Here is a 20971-nt window from a genome sequence, read left to right on the forward strand (position 1 = left end):
CTGCGGGAGATGAGATTGCCTGAGGTTTACTGACTGAAAGGTTATTTGAAAACAGCCTTTTTCAATGCGTCGAGATCGCGCATCAGCCGTGGCAGCCGGCGCTGTGCTTTGTACATTTCCGTATGGGTGTCCATCTTCACGGCAGGGTAGCCCATCACGACACGGCCCGCGGGCACATTCGACAGGATCTTGGTGCCGCCGCCGGCAATCACCCGGTCGCCGATAAAGAGGTTGTCAGCGACGCCGCATTGGCCACCCAGCACGACATTGTTGCCGACGTCGACCGACCCGGACAGACCCGTCTGTCCGCAGAGCAGGCAATCATCACCGATGCGGCAGTTGTGGCCGATGTGCACCTGGTTGTCGAGCTTGGTACCATTGCCGATCACCGTGTCTCGGATCGTGCCGTTGTCGATCGTGCAGTTAGCGCCAATTTCAACGTCATTTCCGATCCTTACAGACCCAAGTGAATGTATGCGGAGCCAAGGTTGTGTCTCTGTTTCGCCCTGGTCGCCCATGGTCTTGCGTGCGTTCTCGACGCCAGAGGTTTCGGCCGTCACATAGGAAAAGCCATCCGCGGCCACACGCGCCCCGGGCTGCGCACGAAACCGGTCCCCAATGGTGACCCGAGCCCCGATCGAGACCATTTCACGAAGGTTGGCGTCCACGCCGATGGTCACATCCGCACCGATGAAACAATGCGCGCCGATCAGGCTCCCTGCGCCGATGACGGCGTTGGGGCCGACCACCGCAAGCGGGCCGATGGTGACATTTTGTTCGATCACGGCGGTCGGGTCGATGACCGCGGAGGGATGAATGCCTGGCGTTTCGCGCTGCCCAGGGTCGAGCATACGCGTGACACCGCCCATGGCGAGGCGCGGACGGACGACAAAGATCGCGGCGTCCAGCCCCATGCCTTGCCAGTCGGCCCCCTCCCAGACGAGTGCAACGCGGGCTGTGCCTGCAGACAGCGCCTCGGCGTATTTGGGTGACATCGCCATGGCGAGCGCATCAGGACCGGCGTCCTGTGGCTCTGCGGCTTCGGTGATGGTCAGATCAACTGCACCAGCGGCCTCGGCCCCAAGGGCATCGGCGATCTCACGAACGGTGTACATCGGGCCATTCCTCCAAAAGCGGATCCTGGCCCGAGACTTAGCCCTGAACGCCGGGAAGCGCCACCCCTGCCCGCTCCATCGCGGACCAGATCTTGGCGTCACGACCATAGATGTCACGGCGGAATTCTGCGCGCCCATCTTCAGACACAAAGGCGGTGCGATAGATCATGTGCACGGGCACCTTGGTCTCAAGCGTGACCTTGGTCTCCTTGCCGCTGTTCAGCACCTGGTGGAAGTACTGCTTCGGCGTGTCGGATTGCCGTGCCAGAAGCGCATAGGCGAACTCGAACGGTTTCTGCAAGCGGATGCAGCCATGCGAGAAGGCGCGCACTTCGCGCCCGAACAGGCTCTTTTGAGGCGTGTCGTGCAGGTAGATGTTGTATTTGTTCGGGAACATGAACTTGACTAGGCCAAGCGCGTTGCGGCTGCTCGGCGGTTGCCGCATCGCGAACGGAAAGCTGCGCGCGGTGAACTGGCTGAAATCCACGTTGTTGCGATTCACAACCCGCCCGCGGTTATCGGTGATCTCGATGTAGCTGTGGGCGTTGGGGTTGTTTTTCAGCTTCGGCAGATATTCCTTGGTGATGATCGAACGCGGCACATACCAGCTTGGATTGATCACCATGTGATCCATCACGTCGGAGAATTCTGGCGTGCGGCGATCACTGCGATTGCTGCCAATGACGGACCGTGTTTCGAATGTGATCTCGCCGTCGTCGATGATCTTGGCTGTAAAATCGGTCTGGTTCACCAGAATATGGCGTTCGCCGCGATCCGGGGTCAGCCAACGCTCCCGCTCCATCGCCACCAGCACAGATTTGATACGATCCGTCACCGGGCGATTGATCTCATTCAGGGTGCCCTCACCCGCGACGCCGTCTACCGCAAGCCCGTGTTCATCCTGAAAACGGCGCACCGCATCCTCAAGCGCGAGGTCATAGCTGCGCGTCGCCGTGGGATTCATATACCCCATGGCAACGAGCCGATTGCGCAGGGCAATCACTGTGGGGCCAGTGTCGCCGGGCTCCATCTTGCGGACGGGGACGATTGCCCCCCAGCCACCGGCGCTAAGAAGGGCCTCAAGCCGCATCTTCTCACGCATCAGCGCACGGTATTGGGGCGAGGCCGGCACAAGGTTTTGCAGAAACGCATAAGGGCGCTCGCTCGATATACCGCTCAGGAACCCTGTGGCGTCTACCTTATGCTTGTTCCGGACGATCCCTTCGTCGATCGAGGAGGGCGTATTCACCAGACCGGTTTGCAGGTCGGTTGCATAGTCGACCAGCGCCCGGCTCAGGGCCACTTCGACCGCGCCCAAATCGCGGGTCGAGCGAACATTTCGCATTTGCGCCACCAGTTCGGAGGCGCGGAGCGACATATCCGGAAGCCCATGCATTGAGGCCTCTTCCAGCGCCTGCATAAAGGCCTGTCGCCGCGCTTTGGCTTCGGGCGTGTCCGCAGTCCAAAGCGGCGCATAGCCGGTCTCGCGGTAGAAAGAGGCAACAGCCTCATCCTCCCAAGCCATTTCTGCCACGGCCTGACGGAACCCCGTGGACGACGCAGCCGCGTCATCGGCGAAGAATACAGAGGCGCCCAGCACTGCAGCCAGAAGGCCACCGGTGATGAGGGAAGAGAACTTTGGTGCGCAGGCCAGCGACATCTTTCAATAAACTCCAAGATACAACGCAAGAGGTGCGGATAGACGTTATCCGAGTGTAGGTAAACGGGCCCCTTGCAAGTCCACTCACATTTGCATCAGGCGTACCGAAGGTGTGGCGATGATGCCGTCAGGCCCCAATAACCGCGAATTGTTCCATGCGATGAGGGGGAAAATGACCTCTCACCTCCCCTGTTGCGCAAGTTTCTGCCGAAAAAACACCACATTCGGATGGCCCGCCATTCATTTGTTGGCAGCTGATTCCTGCTGTGCCATACAACAGCTGCGCAACAAAGGCGCGAAAAGGTACCCGAAATATCGGGACCTGTGACCACAAAAGCGTATGGGACAACGCTCATCACAATGGCAGAAAAAAATACCGGGTTTTCCCGTCGAGCACTCTTGAAGGCATTTGCGGCCACAACAGTCGCAGCAGCCCCAACATACTCTCAGGCCGCCGGCTTCCTTCGCGGAGGCGGCGACATCCGTAGAATTCGCATGTATTCAGGCCGTACAGGCGAGCGTTTGGATATGATCTACTGGATTGATGGCAAGTATATCAAAGATGCCGTCAAGGAAGTTAATCACTTCATGCGCGATTGGCGGACCGATCAGGTCAAGTCGATCGATCTGCGCACGATTGACATCATGTCAGCGTCTCTGAACCTCCTCGAGGTCAACGAGCCCTACCTCCTGCTGTCTGGTTATAGAAGCCCGCAAACCAACGCGATGCTTCGCAGCCGGTCACGCGGTGTGGCCAAGAAATCGCTGCACATGTCGGGTCAGGCCGCCGATCTGCGTCTTGCCTCGCGCTCTGTTGGTCAGATGGCGCAGGCTGCTCAGGCGTGCAAAGCAGGCGGCGTTGGTCGCTACTACGGCTCCAATTTCGTGCATATGGATTGCGGCGTTGTCCGCACGTGGCGCGGCTGAACGTCAAGACTGTTGTCCTGTATCGGGATCGCGCGCTGTCATCTTACAGCGCGCCGTTTGTCGTTTTGGCGTGTGCGCCGCGTATTCAGGCCGGCTTGTTGTCGTAGAGATGAGCGTAACGAATTCGCGGATAACGCGTTTTTTTCATTGCAGACTTTTCGACATCCGCGTATATCCGCCCTCACAGACGCACCTGTAGCTCAGCTGGATAGAGCGCTGCCCTCCGAAGGCAGAGGCCAGAGGTTCGAATCCTCTCAGGTGCGCCATTACATCAAAACATTGACGGTTTTCGAAGGGCGCAGCCTTTACTACCTTTTGGCTGGATACTGTTAGTCTTGCGCGCGATACGTTCCATGCAGCGCTGACAGACTGCGGTCGGCTACATTCTCAAAGTCGCAGGTCAAACTGAAACAGCGCCGCGAAGGGTGATGCAGCCCGACGTGATCCCTTTGCGGTGTAAAGGCTGACACACGAGCGCCTTGGGCACGATCTGTGCTACGTCAATGCGCGCAAGGCCTTTGCCATGTCTGCATAGCCTTCGTAGGCGTAGTGCGTATGCATCTGTTCATACCACTGCGCCCAGGGCTCTCGCTGGTCCTCGGGGAAAACATCGGTCCATGTGCCCTTGTTGACGAGGATTTTTCCATCGTCCGTGCGGCTCACTTCGATCTTGTTTCCCTTCATGGTCCCTCGCCTCTTGCAGCCCATTTGTTTCCGTTTCCCTACAACGGCAGAGCGGCGGCGCCAAGTGTCGTATCCCCGTGTCAGCCCGCCATGCGCGGTGTGGTCTGATCCTGCGATAGCGTTGCGTCCAAGAGATCTTCGATCCGATTGATCGTGCCAGCACGCAATTCAAATTTGATCCGCGCGAAAGCCTCTGCAGGCAGAGCCGCGAGTTTACGTGCCTCCTTCAGTGCATAGCCGTGCAGGTCCTCCAAATCGTCAGCGATCACTTCGATGATTTGGGCATTGCGCGCCGCAATCGGACCGAGACGTTGCCCCGTCAACATCAGGCGCCTTTGCGTGTTGCTGTCCAGCGACGCCCGCGCAATCTCCATAAGCGCAATCGGATATTCGGAGCCAAGCTGAACCTCAGTCATCTCGAAACCTGCACGCGCGTGCGCGACACGCACATCGCTGGCAAGAACAAAGAACATGCCGGCGCCGGAGCAGAGACCGACAGAGGCGATCACCACCGGTTTCGGACATGCGTAAAGTGCAAGAAAGGCCGCGTTCAGATCCGCCCCAACCGCACTCGCATCAGGTGCAACGCCGGTTGAGAAATCCTTGAACGGGCTGCTGAGGAGGACTGATTTCACATCAGGATCGACGGACATTTCTTTGATTTGAAATGTGAAATCTCTCAGAAAATCCTGTGTTAGCTGGTTTTCCGGTGCGTGTCCAAGCTGCAGTTCAACCACCCCATCACCATGTAGCCGGCGGTTGAGCCATTCGTCGCGTTCCATATTGCCCCCAAAATTCCCGATTTAACGGCGTATGCAGAAAAAAACTGTACGCCCACCACGTCCGACTCTGGACCTTGAGGTTTGCCAATGTGTTACCAACGCAGGGGAAGACGCGTTCAATTGTATGGGTTTGCGGCCCTAAAGATCCGGTTTCTCGAGCGCATCCAGCCCGGCGCGCGCGAACTGCGGAACATAACTGCCAAGCTTCTGCGCCTGTTCTGGATTGGACGCATTACCGTCCATAGCGCGTTTCAAAACCCCTTGCAGGATCGCCCCCATGCGAAAGAAACTGAACGCGAGATAGAAACCAAAATCGGGAATTCCCGTCAGGCCCCGCCGGTCGCAGTACGCCTGAACGAAGGCCGTGTCAGTGACCAGCCCCTCAGCGGCACGATCCACGCCGGCAAGCCCACGGCCCTCGCTGCCGGGCGGCATTTGCCACTGCATGATCACACCGGCGAGATCCGCATAGGGATGGCCGAGCGTAGAAAGCTCCCAATCAAGCAGGGCGCGGCACTGCCGCCCGTCCGGGCTGAAGATCATATTGTCGATCCGAAAATCCCCGTGTACCAGCGTTCGCTGACCATCATCTTCTGGCAGAGTGGCTTCCAGTTCTCTGATCAGCGTGTTCATCGCATCGATGCGAACAGTCTGCGAGCTGTGGTACTGCTTGGACCAGCGGGCCAACTGCCGCGCGAAATAATTGCCAGGTGGCCCATAATCAGAAAGCCCGACATCACCCACATCGATCATATGCAATTCTGCAAGAACGCGATTCATCTCGTCCAGCGTTGCAGCTCTGTCAGCTCTGGGCAATTCAAGCAGCCGGGGTTCGCCGAACGTCCTGCCCTCGACATGATCCATGATGTAGAAGACAGAGCCAATAATGTCCTCGTCTTCACACAGGAGATGCACGGTCGGAACTGGAACCGCAGTCCCGCGCAGCGCTGAGAGGACGCGGAACTCCCGGTCCACAGCATGTGCTGATTTCAAAAGCGTTCCCAAAGGCTTGCGCCGCAGAACATATCTGTGGGCAGCGGCCTGCAAGAGGTAGGTCGGATTCGACTGCCCCATTGCAAATTTTTGCGCAGTCACAGCCTCTGTGAACCCCGGCAATCTTCCCGAGACAAAGCGTGCGACTGCTTCAGTGTCGAGCTGCGCCGTGGAGGTACTCATGCGAAAACTCCTGCATCAACTGTCACTTGCAAGTGACCATAAACAAAAGAAACTCTTAAGTCGCCACGGCGTTGCACGGCACAAGTGCAGGGTTGGCTGCGATGGTATTCTGCTCAATGAGAGCTCCCCGATCCCCGATGATCCCCTGCTGGACCCTGACGCTCGCGGCGAACCTCTGATGACGAGGATGTCAGCCGGACGGCCCCGGTACAACGTAGGGGGTGGAATGGCGACGTCACGTCATACCAGATCACACCCTCTGTCAGGATACGAGGTGCCCCCGTGCAGATGCCTCATGACTGACAGCCTTTCGCGCGTATTTCCCCCTCGACTTTCGCGTTTGAGTGGATCAAAATATTCGTGAAACTGGCTCTTCCTTTGCCAGCATGGCATTTTATGAAAAACATTAGCATGTTTCTAACGCCTTCAACCGGTTCGCGGTCTGGAGCAGAAGTGCAGAATGCGTTCGTTGTGCCTGTGTTCGCAGGAGCTACGATCAACGGGTAAAGAAGAACACGAAGGGCGATCACGCTGATACTGGTCGATGCCCTGAAAGGACAGAAAATGACGCGCGTATTGATCCTCAACGGCCCGAACCTGAACCTGCTTGGGACCCGTCAACCGGAGGTCTATGGGTCCGAGACGTTGGAGATGATCGAGGATCGTTGCCGACGCCACGGCACCACACTCGGGGTTGAGGTCAGCTGCTTTCAATCAAACCATGAGGGCGCGTTGCTGGATCAGATCCATGCAGCCAAAGGGACGCACGCCGGGATCATCCTCAATGCGGGCGCTTATACCCATACGTCCGTTGCATTGATGGACGCGATCTACTCGGTTGAGCTGCCCACGATCGAGGTGCATCTGTCGAATATTCACGCGCGTGAAGCCTTCCGGCAGACCTCCTATATCTCCAAGGCGGTGATCGGGCAGATCTGTGGTTTTGGGTCGTTCGGCTATCTGTTGGCCTTGGATGCGCTTGTTCAGCACTGTTCGGGCAAACAAGATCCATGATCACGTCCGAATATCTTCACTACGTCACGCAGTGCAATTCGATCGAAGAGCTGTGGCATGGCCACGTCCGTCAGATGAGCCGGTTCGGATTTGATCGGTTGATCTATGGCTATACTCTTTTCAAGACAAAGACGTCTCTCGGCGACCCTGATGACTTCGTCGTCCTATCGAACCACAGCCCCGAATACCTGAGCGGATTTTTGGGCGATGGCCTCTACTCTCACGCACCGATGCTGACCTGGGCACTGCAAAACGAAGGCTTTGCCAGCTGGGGGATTGCGCATGAGTTGGCCGCGCAAGGACGTCTTGATTGCAAGGCGCAGGCGGTTCACGATTTCAACCAGAAGATGGGCGTGCATGCGGGCTACACCATCAGCTTCAACTCCGCGACGGATCGCTTCAAGGGCGCCATCGCCCTGGCAGCGCGCCGCGAATTGCGTCAGGCGGACGTGGATCAGATCTGGGCCGAGCATGGGCAGGACATCGTGTTGATGAACAATGTCGCCCATCTGAAGATCCTCACCCTGCCCTATAACGCCCCCAATCGTGGGTTGACGCGGCGCCAACGCGAAGTTTTGCAGTGGGTGGGTGATGGGAAGACGACCCAGGACATCGCGTTGTTGATGGGGCTGACGACCGCGACCATCGAAAAGCACCTGCGTCTTGCGCGGGAAGCCCTGTCGGTCGAAACGACTGCTCAGGCGATCCTGAAGGCAGCACTACACAATCAGATGTACGCGATCGAATACTAAGCGCGCGGCTGTCGACCATTGAAACGGACTGATGACGGTTTGGCGAATATTTCATGCGATAAGCCTTTCACAAGGTAAGGAAAACAGCACTTCACCTACGGGTGTTTATGCGGCACTATACAACTGTTCCGTGAGTGGTGGCTTAGCCTAGGGACTTCGGGAAACGAACCTTGCTATTTCAAGGCTCTCTGACCTGTCTGGTTGTTGGCGTGTATTCTTCCGCGTCAACAGCCGGAGACCACTCCCTCCCATTTCATCTCAGATCAGGTACTTGATAGCGCGCGCTTCGGTCGGCTGTCATTTCGAGCCGCTGTCAGCGTTCCGGCAGAAGGCCATCAATAGCACAGCACATAGAAAAACCCCGGCGCGACACGCGCACCGGGGTCAAATCAGCTCAATGCTGCGGCCTAGGCTTAGCCTTTTGCGGCTTTGGCCACCTCAGCTGCGAAGTCTTCTTTCTCGACTTCGATGCCTTCGCCAACTTCCACACGAACAAAGCCGGTGATGGTCGCGCCTGCTTCCTTCGCTGCCGCTTCCACGGTCAGGTCCGGGTTCACCACGAACTGCTGGTTCAGCAGGGTGGATTCAGCAACAAATTTCTTCATGCGACCGTCGATCATCTTCTCGATGACCTGCTCCGGCTTGCCGGATTCGCGCGCGATGTCGATCTGAACCTGACGCTCTTTTTCGACGATCGCCGGATCCATGTCTGCCTCGGACAGAGCCGCCGGGTTCACAGCTGCGATATGCATCGCAACCTGCTTGCCGATCGCCTCGTCGCCGCCGGTCAGTGCAACCAGAACGCCGATTTTGCCCATGCCGTCGGTGGCCGCATTGTGCACGTAGGACACGACGGTTTCACCTTCCAGCTTCGCCATCCGGCGCAGCGCCATGTTCTCGCCGATGGTGGCGATCTTGTCGGTCACGGTAGTGGCGACAGTTTTGCCGTCCAGATCCGCGTCTGCCAGTTCTTCAACCGTGGACACAGTCAGGGCAGCTTTGGCAATGCCAGACACCATGGCCTGGAAATCGGCGTTTTTCGCAACGAAGTCGGTTTCGGAGTTCACCTCGACAGCAACACCGGTGCCACCGTCGACGACCACGGCCACCAGGCCTTCTGCGGCGGTACGGCCGGATTTCTTGGCCGCTTTGGCAAGGCCCTTGGTGCGCAGCCAGTCAACAGCGGCTTCCATGTCGCCGTCGTTTTCGACCAGTGCTTTCTTCGCGTCCATCATGCCTGCGCCGGTGGATTCGCGCAGTTCTTTCACCATTGCTGCAGTGATTGCCATCTTGGCCTCTCCTCAAGTCAAATGCGGTTTGGGGCAGGTCTAACCTGCCCCACATGTCAAATCGATGACACGCTGTCGGGTTAGGCGCTGGCTTCTTCTGCCACCGCTTCCTCGACCGGTGCTTCTTCCAGTGCGCCGAGGTCAACACCGGCAGCGCCCATCTGAGCGGTCATGCCGTCCAGAGCTGCACGAGCAACCAGATCGCAGTAAAGCGTGATCGCGCGGGCCGCGTCGTCGTTGCCCGGAATGATGTAGTCTACGCCATCGGGGGAGCAGTTGGTGTCGACGATGGCCACAACCGGGATACCCAGTTTGTTGGCTTCGGCGATGGCCAGTGCTTCTTTTTTGACGTCGATGACGAAGAGCAGGTCAGGAACACCGCCCATGTCGCGGATACCGCCGAGAGAGGCTTGCAGCTTCTCCAGGTCACGCTCCATGTGCAGGCGCTCTTTCTTGGTCAGGCCGTCGGCGCCGGCTGCCATACGCTCATCGATTTCCTTCAGGCGGTTGATCGACTGGGAAACGGTTTTCCAGTTGGTCAGCGTGCCGCCGAGCCAGCGGTGGTTCATGTAGTACTGTGCGGATTTCTCAGCAGCTTCGGCGATCGGCGCTGCGGCCTGACGCTTGGTGCCAACGAAGAGAACGCGGCCGCCTTTGGCAACGGTGTCACGAATCGCGGTCAGTGCCTGGTCCAGCATCGGAACAGTCTGCGTCAGGTCCATAATGTGGATGCCGTTGCGCGCGCCGTAGATGAACGGACCCATACGGGGGTTCCAACGCTGCGTCTGGTGACCAAAGTGTACGCCAGCTTCCAGCAGCTGACGCATGGAGAACTCGGGAAGAGCCATGCTATTCTATCCTTTTCCGGTTTTATCCTCAGCGGGGGTTCAGACGCTTTCGCGGCCAACCGGCGGTCTGTCAGGGATGTCTCCCCCGATCAGGCCAAACCCCGCTTGTGGGTTCGATGGCGCGCGTATAAGCCAGCTTGGCCAGGTGCGCAAGCGCAAAACCAACGTCTCAGCGCTGTTCCGGCAGCTGCTTGCGCATTTGCATGTGCCCCTTGCGCACCGTCGCCTCGCAATATGCGGCAAGCGCCTTGCGATCCTGAAACGCCTGCACCGCAACAGGGGCGTGGTAGGTCAGCTCCACCCTGCCCTGCGGCTGGGTCGCGAGCACCTTCAGCAGGTGGTTGCCAAAATCCATATCCCCCCACCAGCCGTAATACCGGCGCTCGGCGTCCGTTGGGGCATGAAACACCACCGAAACCGGTTGCACATACAGGATATCGCGCAACTCTGGCTCAAACAGTGAAGCAAACAGTGTCGTCTTGAACGGCAGCACCCGCAGACCGTCGGTTGAGGTGCCTTCCGGGAAGAACAGCAACTTATGCCCTGCTTTCAGACGCTGTGCGAACAGCGCCTTCTGCTCGTTGGATTTCTTGCGATCACGTTCGATGAACACCGTGCCGGTGGCGCGCGCCAGCCAGCCAATTCCGGGCCATGCCGCCACTTCGGACTTGGACACGAAATAGATCCGTTTGCGTGCGTTGAGGGCAAAAATATCGAGCCATGACGTATGGTTCGCGACAATGATACCGGGGTGATGCATCCGCGCGCCCTTGGTGTCAAAGCGCAAGCTCAGGATGCGAAATGCATTGCGGCAGACAAACATCGTGATGAAGGGCGTGACCGGCCGCTGCACCCCACAAATGGGACGTTCAATCAGACGCACCAATAGCAAGAGCAACAGGCAACCAAAGACCAGTATCGCCAACGCGGTGCCACGCAGACCGACCCGCAGCCATCCCATCGGCGTAATCCGAACCTGTTCCGGCGGTGTCTCACTCTTCCAGCTGACGGTCATTCAGCGGCGGTCCCGCGCGTATAGAGGCGGCTTTGACGTTCATTCATCCGCGCAGTGTCGAGGATCAGGCAGACGTCAGTGGTGTTGAACGCGTGATCCACATAGGCCCCATCCCCCACAAATCCACCGAGCCGCAAGTAGGCCTTGATCAGCGCGGGTGTGTCCACCATCGCAGCGCGGCGATCAATCTGATCCCCGTCCACCAGGTTCATCGGCTGGTAGGCTCTTGAACGTACGCGCAAATCTTCGGGCGCCAGGTGATTGGCATGCAGCAGCGACAAGGGTTGCGCCAAGGCCTGCGGATCGGTGCCGTGAAAAGAGGCAACCCCGAACAGAACGTCGATCTGGTGATCCGCGACATAAGCGGCCAGCCCGTTCCAGAGGTGAAACATCGCCATACCGCCGCGATACTCGGCATGCAGACAGGATCGGCCCAGCTCAAGAAGTTTGCGCCCGGAGCTGCGCAATGCCGACAGATCGTATTCATCTTCGGAGTAGAACTGACCCAGCTTTTGCGCCTGATCGCTGCGCAGCAGGCGGTAAACTCCCACCACTTCGCCCAAGCGGTCATCACTGACAAGCATATGGTCGAAGTACGGGTCAAACTTGTCCCGCTCCAATCCGGCCTCATGGTCCACCATCGCACCACTGCCGCCCAACTCACGCACGAAGACCTCGTAGCGTAGGGCCTGCGCGGCTCGCAGGTCCTGCTCAGTTTCGGCAATTCTCACGGAAAACTCTGGCGCGCCGTCCTGCATGGCTCTGCTTTATCCTTACTTTTTGGCGGGCAAATAGCGCATAGGCATATTCGCGCGCAAGATATATGCACACTTGTATGCGTTTGGTTAACGTTTCATAAACCGTTTTTACGGATCAAAGACTGGAACAAGGGCAATGCGCGCGCCATCGAAAACGACCTTGCCCTGGTCGGGAAAGTTGACAGTAATCTTGCCGCCCACGTTTGACTGCACCTGCCCCAGCCCCCATTCCGGGTGGTCGGGGTGTCGGGCAAACATGCCGGGTGCGAAGATGGTATTCAGGTCGTTCATGTTTTGAATGGCCCTATTGGAGGAATGTTATGGGTGTAGATAGCGCCAATTTGGCCGCATTGGTAGGTTCACGGATCTGTCACGATCTGATCAGCCCGGTTGGGGCGATCAACAACGGTCTGGAGCTTTTAGGCATGTCCAATTCGCTCGAGGGGCCGGAACTGGAGCTGATCTCCGACAGCGTCAACAATGCCAATGCTCGCATTCGGTTTTTTCGCGTCGCCTTCGGTGCTGCCGGTGAGCAGGAACTGGGCCGCATGGAGATCGCAAGCGTGCTCGGCGATGTCAGCAAAGGCGCGCGTATCAACTACAACTGGTCCTCGCAGGAGGCTGCAGCACGGCGTGATGTGCGGATGGCGTTTCTCGCTGGTCTGTGCCTGGAAAGCGCCCTGCCCTATGGCGGCACAATCCAGATCCTTCGCAGCACGGATGGCTGGACCGTGACCGGAGAAGGTCGCAAAATCAATGTTGACGAAAACCTGTGGGCCAGCCTCACAACCGACGCTGCCGAGGTGGAGATTACCCCCGCTCTCGTGCAGTTCGCTCTGTTGCCGGCTGCGGCGCGCGAAGCAGACAAGCAATTGTCATTCAATCAGAGCCTTGAGAAGATTTCGATCAGCTTCTGAAGCCCTTGCCGATACAATAAGAAACGCCGCTGAACTCCAGCGGCGTTTTTTGGTTTCGGCGTATTTTCTTGGCTTTAGGTACGAACTGTACCGTCACCGCGCACAAGGTATTTGAAGCTGGTGAGCTGCGCAGCCCCCACCGGACCGCGCGCATGCATCTTGCCGGTGGCAATGCCGATCTCTGCCCCCATGCCGAACTCGCCACCATCGGCGAACTGGGTTGAGGCGTTGTGCATCAGGATCGCGCTATCAAGCTCGGTAAAGAACTGCGCCACCGCCGCGTCATCCTCGGTGATGATGCAATCGGTATGGGCCGAGTGATGGGTGCGAATATGAGCGATGGCCGCGTCGATGTCGGCAACCTTCTTGGCGGCGATAATCGCATCCAGGTATTCCTTGCCCCAATCCTCTGCCGTGGCGATCTGCATATCATCGGGACCGGGCAGTCCTTCCTCGGCGTGGATTTCCACCCCGCCCATCGCCAGCAGGTCCAGCACGTCCTTGCCGATGCTCTCTGCCACATCCTGATGGATCAGCAGGCATTCAGCCGCGCCGCAGATACCGGTCCGGCGGGTCTTGGCGTTCAGGACCACGTCGATGGCCTTTTTGCGATCCGCGTGTTTATCGATGTAGATATGCACGATGCCCTCGAGGTGGGCAAAGACCGGCACGCGGGCTTCGCGCTGCACCAGCCCGACCAGCCCCTTGCCGCCACGCGGTACGATCACGTCCACATGATCAGTCATGGTCAGCAGTTCCTGCACCGCCGCGCGATCCCGGGTCGGCACCAGCTGCACCGCGTCTTCCGGCAGACCCGCCGTGCGCAGACCTGTGACAAGGCAGGAATGGATCGCCTGCGCCGAATGCAGGCTCTCGGAGCCACCGCGCAGGATCACCGCATTGCCGGATTTGAGGCAGAGCGCACCCGCATCTGCCGTCACGTTCGGGCGGCTCTCGTAGATCACGCCGATGACGCCAAGCGGTGTGCGCACCCGTTGAATGCGCAGGCCCGTGGGTTGGGTCCATTCCTCTAGGACGGCACCAACCGGATCCTCCTGTGCAGCCACGGCCCGAAGTCCATCAACGATGCCCTGAATACGCGCCTCGTCCAGCATCAGCCGGTCCATCATCGCCGCGGACAGCCCCTTGTCGCGGCCAAACTCCAGGTCCCGGGCGTTGGCCGCTATGATATCGGCGCGCGCGGCCCAGACGGCCTCTGCGGCGGCGTTCAGCGCCTGTTCCTTCTGCGCGGCGCTTGCGGTAGCGAGATGTTGTGCCGCCAGTTTCGCACGCGTGCCGATCTCCGCCATCAGCGCGGGGATGTTGTCGAGATCTTTCATGTCATATGCCCTTTTCTTTCCCAGGCGGGGTTCGAGTTTCTCCGCCACGTCATGCGCCGGAGAAAATTCTCGCTGTCCTTAGAATGACAGGATCAAAGGGTCATGTCATCCCGGTGGATCAGGGCCGCGCGTCCGGCGTAGCCGAGGATGTCCTCGATTTCCGCAGAGCGGTGCCCTTGAATGGCCCGGGCTTCTTCCGCTGTATAGCGGCTCAGCCCCTGCCCCAGTTTGCGCCCGTCTGGGCCGAGGATGGCCAGCGGTTCCCCGCGGCCAAAATCGCCCTCCACATGACGCACCCCTGCGGGCAATAAACTGTTTCCATTGGCCAGCGCGGTCGCCGCGCCTTCGTCGATGGTGATCACACCACGGGTTTTCATCGCGGCAATCCAGCGTTTGCGGGCCACCTGCGGGTCGCCCTGTGCGGTGAACCACGTCGAACGCGCGCCCTCTTCCAGGGCACGCACCGGCGACATCACCGACCCTTCGGTGATCGCCATGGCACAGCCCGCAGCGGTTGCCATCTTGGCCGCCAGCAGTTTGGTGATCATGCCGCCCTTGGACAGGCCCGAGACCCCGTCGCCCGCCATCGCCTCGATCTCGGGCGTGATGGTGTCGATCCGGTCAAAGCGTTTGGCACCCGCATCAAGCGCGGGATTGGCGCTGTAGAACCCGTCCACATCCGACAGAAGGATCAAGACATCAGCCTCCACTGTCACCGCAACCTGCGCTGCCAGCCGGTCATTGTCGCCGTAACGGATCTCATCGGTGGCGATGGTGTCGTTTTCATTGACAATGGGCACCGCGCCAAGGCCGATCAGCGTCTCCAGCGTGGCGCGGGAATTGAGGTAGCGGCGGCGGTTCTCGCTGTCCTCCAGCGTGACCAGCACCTGCGCCGTGGTGATCCCATGCGGGGCAAGGGCTTCCTCATATGCGCGGGCCAGGCGGATTTGCCCGACGGCGGCGGCGGCCTGGGATTGTTCCAGCGGCAGCTCCGCAGATGGCAGTCCAAGCACGCCACGCCCCAGCGCGATGGAGCCGGAAGAGACCAGGATCACATCCTTGCCCTGCGCTTTCAATCGTGCCACGTCCTCGGCCAGCGTCAGGAGCCAGTCCTGACGCAGGGCGCCGCTGTTGCGGTCAACCAGAAGCGCCGAGCCGACCTTGATGACGACGCGGCGGGCCGTGGTCAGGGCTGCCAAGGGGAGTCCTCCTCCTCAGATGCCTCCGCCTGTTTGATCCGCAGGCGGTCATCGTCGATCTGGGAGCGGACTGCGCGCAGCACACCATCCAGACCTTCGCGGCTGACGCTGGACATCATCATCACCGGCGCGCCAACCTCTGCTTCGAGTGCAGCACGGGCTTCGGCACGTTCCTCGTCATCCAGCGCGTCGATCTTGTTGAGCGCGGTCACGCGGGGCTTGTCGGCCAGTTCGCCGCCATAGGCCTCCAGCTCATTGATGATGGTGCGGTAATCTTCGGCCACCGTCTCCGAGGTGCCATCAACCAGATGCAGCAGCACGGCGCAGCGTTCCACATGGCCGAGGAACCGGTCGCCAATGCCGCGACCCTCATGCGCGCCTTCGATCAGGCCGGGAATATCGGCCATCACAAATTCGGTATTATCAATCCCCACCACGCCCAGGTTCGGGTGCAGGGTGGTAAAGGGATAATCGGCAATCTTCGGCCGCGCGTTTGAGGTCGACGACAGGAAGGTCGACTTGCCGGCATTCGGCAGTCCCAGCAGACCTGCATCGGCGATCAGTTTCAGCCGCAGCCAGATGGTGCGTTCAACGCAATCCTGGCCGGAATTTGCACGTCGCGGCGCCTGGTTGGTGGAGGACTTGAAGTGCAGGTTGCCAAAACCGCCGTTACCACCCTTCGCAAGCAGGAAGCGCTCGCCGATCTCGGTCAGATCCGCCAGAACGGTTTCTTCATCTTCATCAAGGACCTCGGTCCCCACAGGCACCCGCAAGACAATGTCTTCGCCGTCCTTGCCGGAGCGCTGACGCCCCATGCCCGACTGGCCGTTCTTGGCAAAAAAGTGCTGTTGATAGCGGAAATCAATCAGGGTGTTCAGGCCATCCACGACCTCAACCCAGACCGAACCGCCTTTGCCGCCATCACCGCCATCGGGACCGCCGTATTCGATATACTTCTCGCGTCGGAAGCTGATGCATCCGTTCCCGCCGGCGCCGGAGCGAATGTAGACCTTTGCCAGATCGAGGAATTTCATGAGTGGGCCTCAGTGTTAGAGCTGGATCGCCAATACTTGAATTCAGGGGATGGCTCAACCCTGCGTCTATTGATGTCTGTGCATGGCTGTGGCGCGCCTCGCGCGGGTCAGGCCATGGATCAAACACGCGAGCCCGCCGCCTGACGCGCCCGCGTTGATCTGGGTCTTTTGGCCTTACAGCTTGCGGCTGTAGGTCCAGGTCGGCACGTTTGCATCGCGCGCAACGGAGAAATCCTCCGCATCGCCCAGATACTCAAACCCGCAATGGGTCAGAACCCGTGCCGAGGCAGGATTATCTTGAAACACGCTTGCGAACATGGCGGCATCGCCCAGGGGATTGGTTTCCACCAGCAACTGAACAGCCATCGACGCCAAGCCGGTGTTCCAGAATGGCGGCGCCACCCAATAGCCAACCTCCGACTGGTTGCGATCCATGGATTTCAGGGAGATCACCCCCATCAGCTCGGCGTTGTCATCCTTGGTGCCGTCAATGGCCCAGGTGAATTCCCCCTTCTCCGCTTCCATCGCGCGCTTCACATAGGCTTCGGCAGCGCCAGGCGGATAGGGGTGCGGGATCGGAGCGGTCATCTTGGCAACCCGCGCGTCCCCTGCATAATAGGCAATCAACCCGGCATCCGACGGACGCAGGGGGCGCAGGTCGAACCGATCTGCGTTGATTATGGCCTGTTGATCCAGTTGATCCAAATCCATGACCTCGATCCTCCTAAATACTCATAATATCGGCAGAACAAGGACTTGCTCCTCCATCCCGTTGCCGATGAAATGGGACGCGCCGGTTCAAGAAACAAGGCAGGCCGTGCCTCAGGTCTCTCGCAGCTTTGAAAATTCCCATCAAAAACGAAAAGAGGGACCGGTCGTATAACCGATCCCCCTGAAGTTTTTACTACCCTTAGGTTCGGCTTACTCAGCGGCCTCCGCCGCCGGGAGAACCGAAATAAAGGTGCGGCCCTTGAGGCCTTTGTGGAAGGTCACGTTGCCGTTGGCGATTGCAAAGATGGTGTGATCTTTGCCGATGCCAACGCCTTCGCCCGGCCAAAACTTGGTACCGCGCTGACGCACGATGATGTTACCGGAGATGGCCGACTGACCACCATACAGTTTCACGCCAAGACGGCGACCTGCGGAGTCGCGACCGTTACGGGACGAACCGCCTGCTTTTTTATGTGCCATTCTTGTCTCTCCTTAGCCTTGAGCCAGCTCTTTGGCCTGCTCAACCCACTCGGGTTTGATCTTGACGGCCTCGATACCAGCAATGTCGTCTTCGGACAAGGCTGCGATCTGAGCGAAGGTGGTGAGGCCAGCGGCCTGCAACTTCGTGGCAGCAGCGGGACCAACACCGGTCAGCTGGGTCAAGTCGTCGGAACCAGCGGCTGCGGGCGCAGCAGCTTTGGCAGCCTTGGCTTTGGGCGCTTTGGCAGCCGGAGCTGCGTCGCCTTTGCCAGTTGCCGCTTTGACGCCGGAGGCATCCGCACCAGAGGCCAGGATCTCGGTGATCTTGACCAGGGTCAGCTTCTGACGGTGACCGACAGTCCGCTTGGAGGAGTGCTTACGACGACGTTTGACGAAGTTGATGACCTTGTCACCCTTGATCTGATCGACCACTTCCGCCTGAACGGCAGCGCCGGACACGAGCGGAGCGCCGACAACGGGGCTGTCGCCACCGATCATCAGAACGTCATTGAATTGTACGGTTTCGCCAGCGTCTGCAGACAATTTTTCCACGCGGAGCATATCGCCCGCCTGAACTTTGTACTGCTTGCCGCCAGTCTTCAGGACTGCGAACATTTCAGTCTTTCCTTTTCTCACCGCGTCCTTCGGTCCCCCTTTCGGGGTGTTTGCGACAGGGCCGTGCCCTCTCACCTCGAACAGCGCGCCCCTTGATCGGGGCGGTATGACAATAAACCCCGGCGCGGAGACTCCGGGCCGGGATGCGGGCTTTTGACCTTGATGCAGCCCTAAGTCAACCCGTTATCCACAGCGCATACGTAAAAAGGGGGCAGCCGCCCTGCCCGGCCTTTGGTCAGAGATCCTGAACCGGTTGCAGCTCCCGCATGCGGTGGGCCAGTTCTTCAAAGCGATTGGCCTGAATCTCATATTGGATCGCATTGAGAAGCTCATAGACCTCCTGCATCAACGGGTCCTCCAGCGCATCGACGTAGGCTGCGACCTCGTCGGCCGAAAAGTCCCTATAGGTATAAGCAGAGTTCGCAAGGCTGGACGCGGCCATGCTGCGGCGCATCTCGCCTTCCTGTGCCTTCATCAGCGCGCGCAACCCATCCGCATCGATCCGCATGTCAATCACACCCGCTGCCGAGGCTGCCATCAGAAAGCGGAACTGGATTTCCTGCACCGCCCGGATAGCCGTATCAGTGCCCCCAATCGCAGTGTTCATGTCCCGATAGAGGGCGACTCGCGGGTCACTGCTCTCCACCAAGTCGCTGATCAGCTGCTCACCCGCCTCACGCGCGGCGGTGGCGTCCTGATTTTGATGGGATGCATTCTCCGCGACGACCAGCCGCTGACCGAGATCCGAGGCGTAGAATTCCGCTGCGTGGAACAGCGCCTCCGAGGACAGCGTGTCCTCAAGTATATCCAGCGCCATCGTCTGCATCAGATCCGGAGCAAAGACCTCCTCTGTTAGGCGCTCCCACTCGAGACCGAAGTCGCCAGCATCCGCACCCAGCATCGCCGGTGCATCGCTGGCGGATTGGGCAATGCTCTCGAGCGCGACGTCAAATCCGGTCACCTCGAGGAAGGCTTTGATCTGATCCCGCTCCACAGCGCGCGCCGGATTGGGCAGAAAGAGAACGAGGCACGCGGCAAGCGCGCAGAGACTGCGCAAGAGAGGCGCGACACGGGTGGCGGGGCGGCGGAACGCTGTGCGAGTGATGATCATAGTGGAGAATGTAGGTGCTTGCTTCGCCGGCGCAAAACAAAATCCCACTTTCTTGAAGTAACTGTGATTTCGCCCCTTGCACGTGGTGAAAATCACCTTTAAACGCCCTCACACCCCCCGCGGAGAGGTGCCGGAGTGGTCGAACGGGGCGGTCTCGAAAACCGTTGAGCCTTCACGGGTTCCCAGGGTTCGAATCCCTGTCTCTCCGCCATTATTCCCCACGATATTCAAAGTGAGTTGTCAGCTTCACTGGATAGCGTGCGGGCACGTCACAGACATGTATCAGCAGATAACTCGACCTACATCCTACGCGCGACGACTTTAATGTTTCGCGCGTCGCGATTTGCTCCGCTGCATTGATCGCACTGCCTTGTTTGCAAAATCTGGAACGCGCGGCGGTCTCCACAACGCGACAATGAACCACAATAGAAAAAGCCGGGTTTGACACCCGGCTTTTTGCATATCTCAAAGGCTGCGGATCAGGCGCGACGGCGACGACCGCCACCGCGACCACCACGACCACGGACTTCCTCGCCCTCTTTGACTGGGGCCTTGTTGAACTTGATCCAGTCGCCACCATGCGGGTCGTTGTTGGTCAGCAGGTTGGCAGCACGGATCGCCTCCATCTCCTTGCCCGCACGCGGCTTGGTGGAGCCGAGGCCGAACAGGGTCACAAAGGTCTCGTCATCGATGTCCTCGGGCAGGATGATGCCAGCAGCTGCAACCTGTTCCTTTTTCTCGGCGATCGCCTTCTGGTTCACAGGCAGCGCGACCGGGTTCATGATCGCAGACGTCATGCCCGCGCCCATGGCCATCGGCAGGAAGGCGTTGTTGATGCCGTGACGGTTCGGCAGGCCGAAGGATACGTTGGAAGCGCCGCAGGTGGTGTTCACGCCGAGCTCTTCACGCAGTTTGCGCACCAGGGCAAACACCTGCTGGCCCGCGGTCGCCATCGCGCCGATCGGCATCACCAATGGGTCAACCACGATGTCATGCGCGGGAATGCCAAAGTCAGCGGCGCGCTGCACGATCTTGCGGGCCACTTCAAAGCGGACTTCGGGATCCTCGGAAATGCCGGTGTCGTCGTTGGAGATTGCCACCACAGGAACATTGTACTTCTTCACCAGCGGCAGCACGTGTTCCAGACGTTCTTCTTCGCCGGTGACGGAGTTCAGCAGCGGACGGCCTTCGGCGGCCTGAAGACCGGCCTCAAGCGCGGCGGGAACAGAGGAGTCGATGCACAGCGGCGTGTCGGTCAGACCCTGCACCAGCTCGATGATCTTGGTCATCAGCGGCGGCTCGGTCTCATTGGGGTTCGGGTTGGAATTGTAGACCACGCCCGCGTTGATATCGAGGATGTTGGCCCCCGCCATCACCTGTGCGAGCGCGTCTTTCTCCACGGTGGAGAAATCGCCTGCTTCCAGCTCCGCAGCCAGCTTCTTGCGGCCGGTGGGATTGATCCGCTCACCGATCACGCAGAACGGCTGGTCAAAGCCCAGAATGGCGGTTTTTGACTTAGATTCTACGACAGTACGGGTCATTGA

22 protein-coding genes and 2 tRNA genes are annotated in these 20971 nt (G+C 59.2%); 6 read left to right on the forward strand and 18 right to left on the reverse strand.

Going from position 1 to position 20971, the window contains the following annotated elements:
* Positions 1-41 precede the first annotated feature (41 nt).
* Both lpxD and R1T40_RS05800 read right to left on the reverse strand, forming a co-directional pair.
* On the reverse strand, positions 42-1115 hold the full coding sequence (lpxD, locus tag R1T40_RS05795) for a UDP-3-O-(3-hydroxymyristoyl)glucosamine N-acyltransferase (RefSeq protein WP_317386210.1): 1074 nt from the start codon (positions 1113-1115) through the stop codon (positions 42-44).
* Between the two features lie 37 nt (positions 1116-1152).
* Positions 1153-2775, reverse strand: a complete 1623-nt coding sequence (locus R1T40_RS05800) for a L,D-transpeptidase family protein (RefSeq protein WP_317386211.1) — start codon at positions 2773-2775, stop codon at positions 1153-1155.
* Between the two features lie 360 nt (positions 2776-3135).
* Here R1T40_RS05800 and R1T40_RS05805 point away from each other — a divergent pair, with 360 nt between their 5' ends.
* Together R1T40_RS05805 and R1T40_RS05810 are read left to right on the forward strand one after the other, a co-directional pair.
* A complete protein-coding gene (locus R1T40_RS05805) occupies positions 3136-3702 on the forward strand; it encodes a YcbK family protein (protein ID WP_106163650.1) in 567 nt (188 codons plus the stop codon).
* Positions 3703-3891: 189 nt separating this feature from the next.
* Positions 3892-3968, forward strand: a tRNA-Arg gene (locus tag R1T40_RS05810).
* Positions 3969-4197: 229 nt separating this feature from the next.
* On the opposite strand, the gene R1T40_RS05815 is transcribed toward R1T40_RS05810, so the two are convergent.
* The 3 genes from R1T40_RS05815 to R1T40_RS05825 form a co-directional block, all read right to left on the reverse strand.
* Complete coding sequence (locus tag R1T40_RS05815) at positions 4198-4386, reverse strand: hypothetical protein (RefSeq protein ID WP_106163649.1); 189 nt, start codon at positions 4384-4386, stop codon at positions 4198-4200.
* 80 nt (positions 4387-4466) lie between these two features.
* Positions 4467-5168 carry an enoyl-CoA hydratase/isomerase family protein gene (locus tag R1T40_RS05820; RefSeq protein WP_317386212.1) on the reverse strand — a complete coding sequence of 234 codons (702 nt, stop codon included), beginning with the start codon at positions 5166-5168 and terminating at the stop codon, positions 4467-4469.
* Positions 5169-5306: 138 nt separating this feature from the next.
* Complete coding sequence (locus R1T40_RS05825) at positions 5307-6344, reverse strand: phosphotransferase family protein (protein WP_317386213.1); 1038 nt, start codon at positions 6342-6344, stop codon at positions 5307-5309.
* A gap of 564 nt (positions 6345-6908) precedes the next feature.
* Between R1T40_RS05825 and aroQ the strand changes: the two genes are divergently transcribed.
* Both aroQ and R1T40_RS05835 read left to right on the forward strand, forming a co-directional pair.
* The gene (aroQ, locus tag R1T40_RS05830; RefSeq protein ID WP_317386214.1) at positions 6909-7358 is read left to right on the forward strand and encodes a type II 3-dehydroquinate dehydratase; all 450 of its coding nucleotides are present in this window, start codon (positions 6909-6911) and stop codon (positions 7356-7358) included.
* Positions 7355-8110, forward strand: a complete 756-nt coding sequence (locus R1T40_RS05835; protein WP_106163645.1) for a LuxR family transcriptional regulator — start codon at positions 7355-7357, stop codon at positions 8108-8110. Before aroQ ends, R1T40_RS05835 begins: the two co-directional genes overlap by 4 nt.
* A gap of 413 nt (positions 8111-8523) precedes the next feature.
* Here R1T40_RS05835 and tsf read toward each other — a convergent pair whose 3' ends face one another.
* The 5 genes from tsf to R1T40_RS05860 all read right to left on the reverse strand — a co-directional run bounded on the left by tsf (position 8524) and on the right by R1T40_RS05860 (position 12311).
* Positions 8524-9399: a translation elongation factor Ts gene (gene tsf / locus R1T40_RS05840; RefSeq protein ID WP_317386215.1), complete on the reverse strand. Its 876-nt coding sequence runs from the start codon at positions 9397-9399 to the stop codon at positions 8524-8526.
* A gap of 80 nt (positions 9400-9479) precedes the next feature.
* A complete protein-coding gene (gene rpsB / locus R1T40_RS05845) occupies positions 9480-10247 on the reverse strand; it encodes a 30S ribosomal protein S2 (RefSeq protein WP_106163643.1) in 768 nt (255 codons plus the stop codon).
* Between the two features lie 169 nt (positions 10248-10416).
* A complete protein-coding gene (locus tag R1T40_RS05850) occupies positions 10417-11262 on the reverse strand; it encodes a lysophospholipid acyltransferase family protein (protein ID WP_317386216.1) in 846 nt (281 codons plus the stop codon).
* Entirely contained in the window at positions 11259-12020 is a 762-nt protein-coding gene (locus R1T40_RS05855) for a GNAT family N-acetyltransferase (protein WP_106163641.1), read from the reverse strand. Before R1T40_RS05855 ends, R1T40_RS05850 begins: the two co-directional genes overlap by 4 nt.
* A gap of 108 nt (positions 12021-12128) precedes the next feature.
* On the reverse strand, positions 12129-12311 hold the full coding sequence (locus R1T40_RS05860; protein ID WP_106163640.1) for a DUF3553 domain-containing protein: 183 nt from the start codon (positions 12309-12311) through the stop codon (positions 12129-12131).
* Positions 12312-12340: 29 nt separating this feature from the next.
* On the opposite strand from R1T40_RS05860, the gene R1T40_RS05865 reads away from it, so the two are divergent.
* A complete protein-coding gene (locus R1T40_RS05865) occupies positions 12341-12937 on the forward strand; it encodes a histidine phosphotransferase family protein (RefSeq protein WP_317386217.1) in 597 nt (198 codons plus the stop codon).
* Between the two features lie 74 nt (positions 12938-13011).
* Here the strand turns inward: R1T40_RS05865 and R1T40_RS05870 are convergent, their stop codons facing one another.
* The 7 genes from R1T40_RS05870 to R1T40_RS05900 form a co-directional block, all read right to left on the reverse strand.
* Positions 13012-14277: a glutamate-5-semialdehyde dehydrogenase gene (locus R1T40_RS05870; protein ID WP_317386218.1), complete on the reverse strand. Its 1266-nt coding sequence runs from the start codon at positions 14275-14277 to the stop codon at positions 13012-13014.
* A 92-nt stretch (positions 14278-14369) separates the two neighbouring features.
* A complete protein-coding gene (proB, locus tag R1T40_RS05875) occupies positions 14370-15476 on the reverse strand; it encodes a glutamate 5-kinase (protein ID WP_317386219.1) in 1107 nt (368 codons plus the stop codon).
* Positions 15464-16510, reverse strand: coding sequence for a GTPase ObgE (gene obgE, locus R1T40_RS05880; RefSeq protein ID WP_317386220.1), 1047 nt, complete (start codon positions 16508-16510; stop codon positions 15464-15466). Before obgE ends, proB begins: the two co-directional genes overlap by 13 nt.
* A 174-nt stretch (positions 16511-16684) precedes the next feature.
* Positions 16685-17221 carry a GNAT family N-acetyltransferase gene (locus tag R1T40_RS05885; protein WP_106163635.1) on the reverse strand — a complete coding sequence of 179 codons (537 nt, stop codon included), beginning with the start codon at positions 17219-17221 and terminating at the stop codon, positions 16685-16687.
* 210 nt (positions 17222-17431) lie between these two features.
* Positions 17432-17701: a 50S ribosomal protein L27 gene (gene rpmA, locus R1T40_RS05890; protein ID WP_106163634.1), complete on the reverse strand. Its 270-nt coding sequence runs from the start codon at positions 17699-17701 to the stop codon at positions 17432-17434.
* Positions 17702-17713: 12 nt separating this feature from the next.
* Positions 17714-18316 carry a 50S ribosomal protein L21 gene (locus R1T40_RS05895; protein WP_106163633.1) on the reverse strand — a complete coding sequence of 201 codons (603 nt, stop codon included), beginning with the start codon at positions 18314-18316 and terminating at the stop codon, positions 17714-17716.
* A gap of 235 nt (positions 18317-18551) precedes the next feature.
* The gene (locus tag R1T40_RS05900; RefSeq protein WP_317386221.1) at positions 18552-19427 is read right to left on the reverse strand and encodes a DUF2059 domain-containing protein; all 876 of its coding nucleotides are present in this window, start codon (positions 19425-19427) and stop codon (positions 18552-18554) included.
* A 121-nt stretch (positions 19428-19548) separates the two neighbouring features.
* Between R1T40_RS05900 and R1T40_RS05905 the strand changes: the two genes are divergently transcribed.
* Positions 19549-19638 (forward strand) — tRNA-Ser (locus R1T40_RS05905).
* A 268-nt stretch (positions 19639-19906) separates the two neighbouring features.
* Here R1T40_RS05905 and R1T40_RS05910 read toward each other — a convergent pair.
* Positions 19907-20968 (reverse strand): methyltetrahydrofolate cobalamin methyltransferase, encoded by a 1062-nt coding sequence (locus R1T40_RS05910; protein WP_317386222.1) that lies wholly within the window; start codon positions 20966-20968, stop codon positions 19907-19909.
* Positions 20969-20971: the final 3 nt, after the last annotated feature.

Origin of the sequence: Tritonibacter scottomollicae (assembly GCF_032924845.1) — a bacterium.
Lineage (GTDB): Bacteria > Pseudomonadota > Alphaproteobacteria > Rhodobacterales > Rhodobacteraceae > Epibacterium > Epibacterium scottomollicae.

Bases quoted from the DNA above. Each gene is read 5' to 3' on its own strand.
- R1T40_RS05860 (WP_106163640.1), bottom strand. From the start codon at position 12,311: ATGAACGACCTGAATACCATCTTCGCACCCGGCATGTTTGCCCGACAC.
- R1T40_RS05815 (WP_106163649.1), bottom strand. From the start codon at position 4,386: ATGAAGGGAAACAAGATCGAAGTGAGCCGCACGGACGATGGAAAAATC.
- R1T40_RS05855 (WP_106163641.1), bottom strand. From the start codon at position 12,020: ATGCAGGACGGCGCGCCAGAGTTTTCCGTGAGAATTGCCGAAACTGAG.
- R1T40_RS05895 (WP_106163633.1), bottom strand. From the start codon at position 18,316: ATGTTCGCAGTCCTGAAGACTGGCGGCAAGCAGTACAAAGTTCAGGCG.
- R1T40_RS05900 (WP_317386221.1), bottom strand. From the start codon at position 19,427: ATGATCATCACTCGCACAGCGTTCCGCCGCCCCGCCACCCGTGTCGCG.
- obgE (WP_317386220.1), bottom strand. From the start codon at position 16,510: ATGAAATTCCTCGATCTGGCAAAGGTCTACATTCGCTCCGGCGCCGGC.
- R1T40_RS05820 (WP_317386212.1), bottom strand. From the start codon at position 5,168: ATGGAACGCGACGAATGGCTCAACCGCCGGCTACATGGTGATGGGGTG.
- rpmA (WP_106163634.1), bottom strand. From the start codon at position 17,701: ATGGCACATAAAAAAGCAGGCGGTTCGTCCCGTAACGGTCGCGACTCC.
- R1T40_RS05825 (WP_317386213.1), bottom strand. From the start codon at position 6,344: ATGAGTACCTCCACGGCGCAGCTCGACACTGAAGCAGTCGCACGCTTT.
- R1T40_RS05850 (WP_317386216.1), bottom strand. From the start codon at position 11,262: ATGACCGTCAGCTGGAAGAGTGAGACACCGCCGGAACAGGTTCGGATT.
- lpxD (WP_317386210.1), bottom strand. From the start codon at position 1,115: ATGTACACCGTTCGTGAGATCGCCGATGCCCTTGGGGCCGAGGCCGCT.
- tsf (WP_317386215.1), bottom strand. From the start codon at position 9,399: ATGGCAATCACTGCAGCAATGGTGAAAGAACTGCGCGAATCCACCGGC.
- R1T40_RS05835 (WP_106163645.1), top strand. From the start codon at position 7,355: ATGATCACGTCCGAATATCTTCACTACGTCACGCAGTGCAATTCGATC.
- R1T40_RS05865 (WP_317386217.1), top strand. From the start codon at position 12,341: ATGGGTGTAGATAGCGCCAATTTGGCCGCATTGGTAGGTTCACGGATC.
- rpsB (WP_106163643.1), bottom strand. From the start codon at position 10,247: ATGGCTCTTCCCGAGTTCTCCATGCGTCAGCTGCTGGAAGCTGGCGTA.
- R1T40_RS05805 (WP_106163650.1), top strand. From the start codon at position 3,136: ATGGCAGAAAAAAATACCGGGTTTTCCCGTCGAGCACTCTTGAAGGCA.
- R1T40_RS05870 (WP_317386218.1), bottom strand. From the start codon at position 14,277: ATGAAAGATCTCGACAACATCCCCGCGCTGATGGCGGAGATCGGCACG.
- R1T40_RS05800 (WP_317386211.1), bottom strand. From the start codon at position 2,775: ATGTCGCTGGCCTGCGCACCAAAGTTCTCTTCCCTCATCACCGGTGGC.
- R1T40_RS05910 (WP_317386222.1), bottom strand. From the start codon at position 20,968: ATGACCCGTACTGTCGTAGAATCTAAGTCAAAAACCGCCATTCTGGGC.
- R1T40_RS05885 (WP_106163635.1), bottom strand. From the start codon at position 17,221: ATGGATTTGGATCAACTGGATCAACAGGCCATAATCAACGCAGATCGG.
- aroQ (WP_317386214.1), top strand. From the start codon at position 6,909: ATGACGCGCGTATTGATCCTCAACGGCCCGAACCTGAACCTGCTTGGG.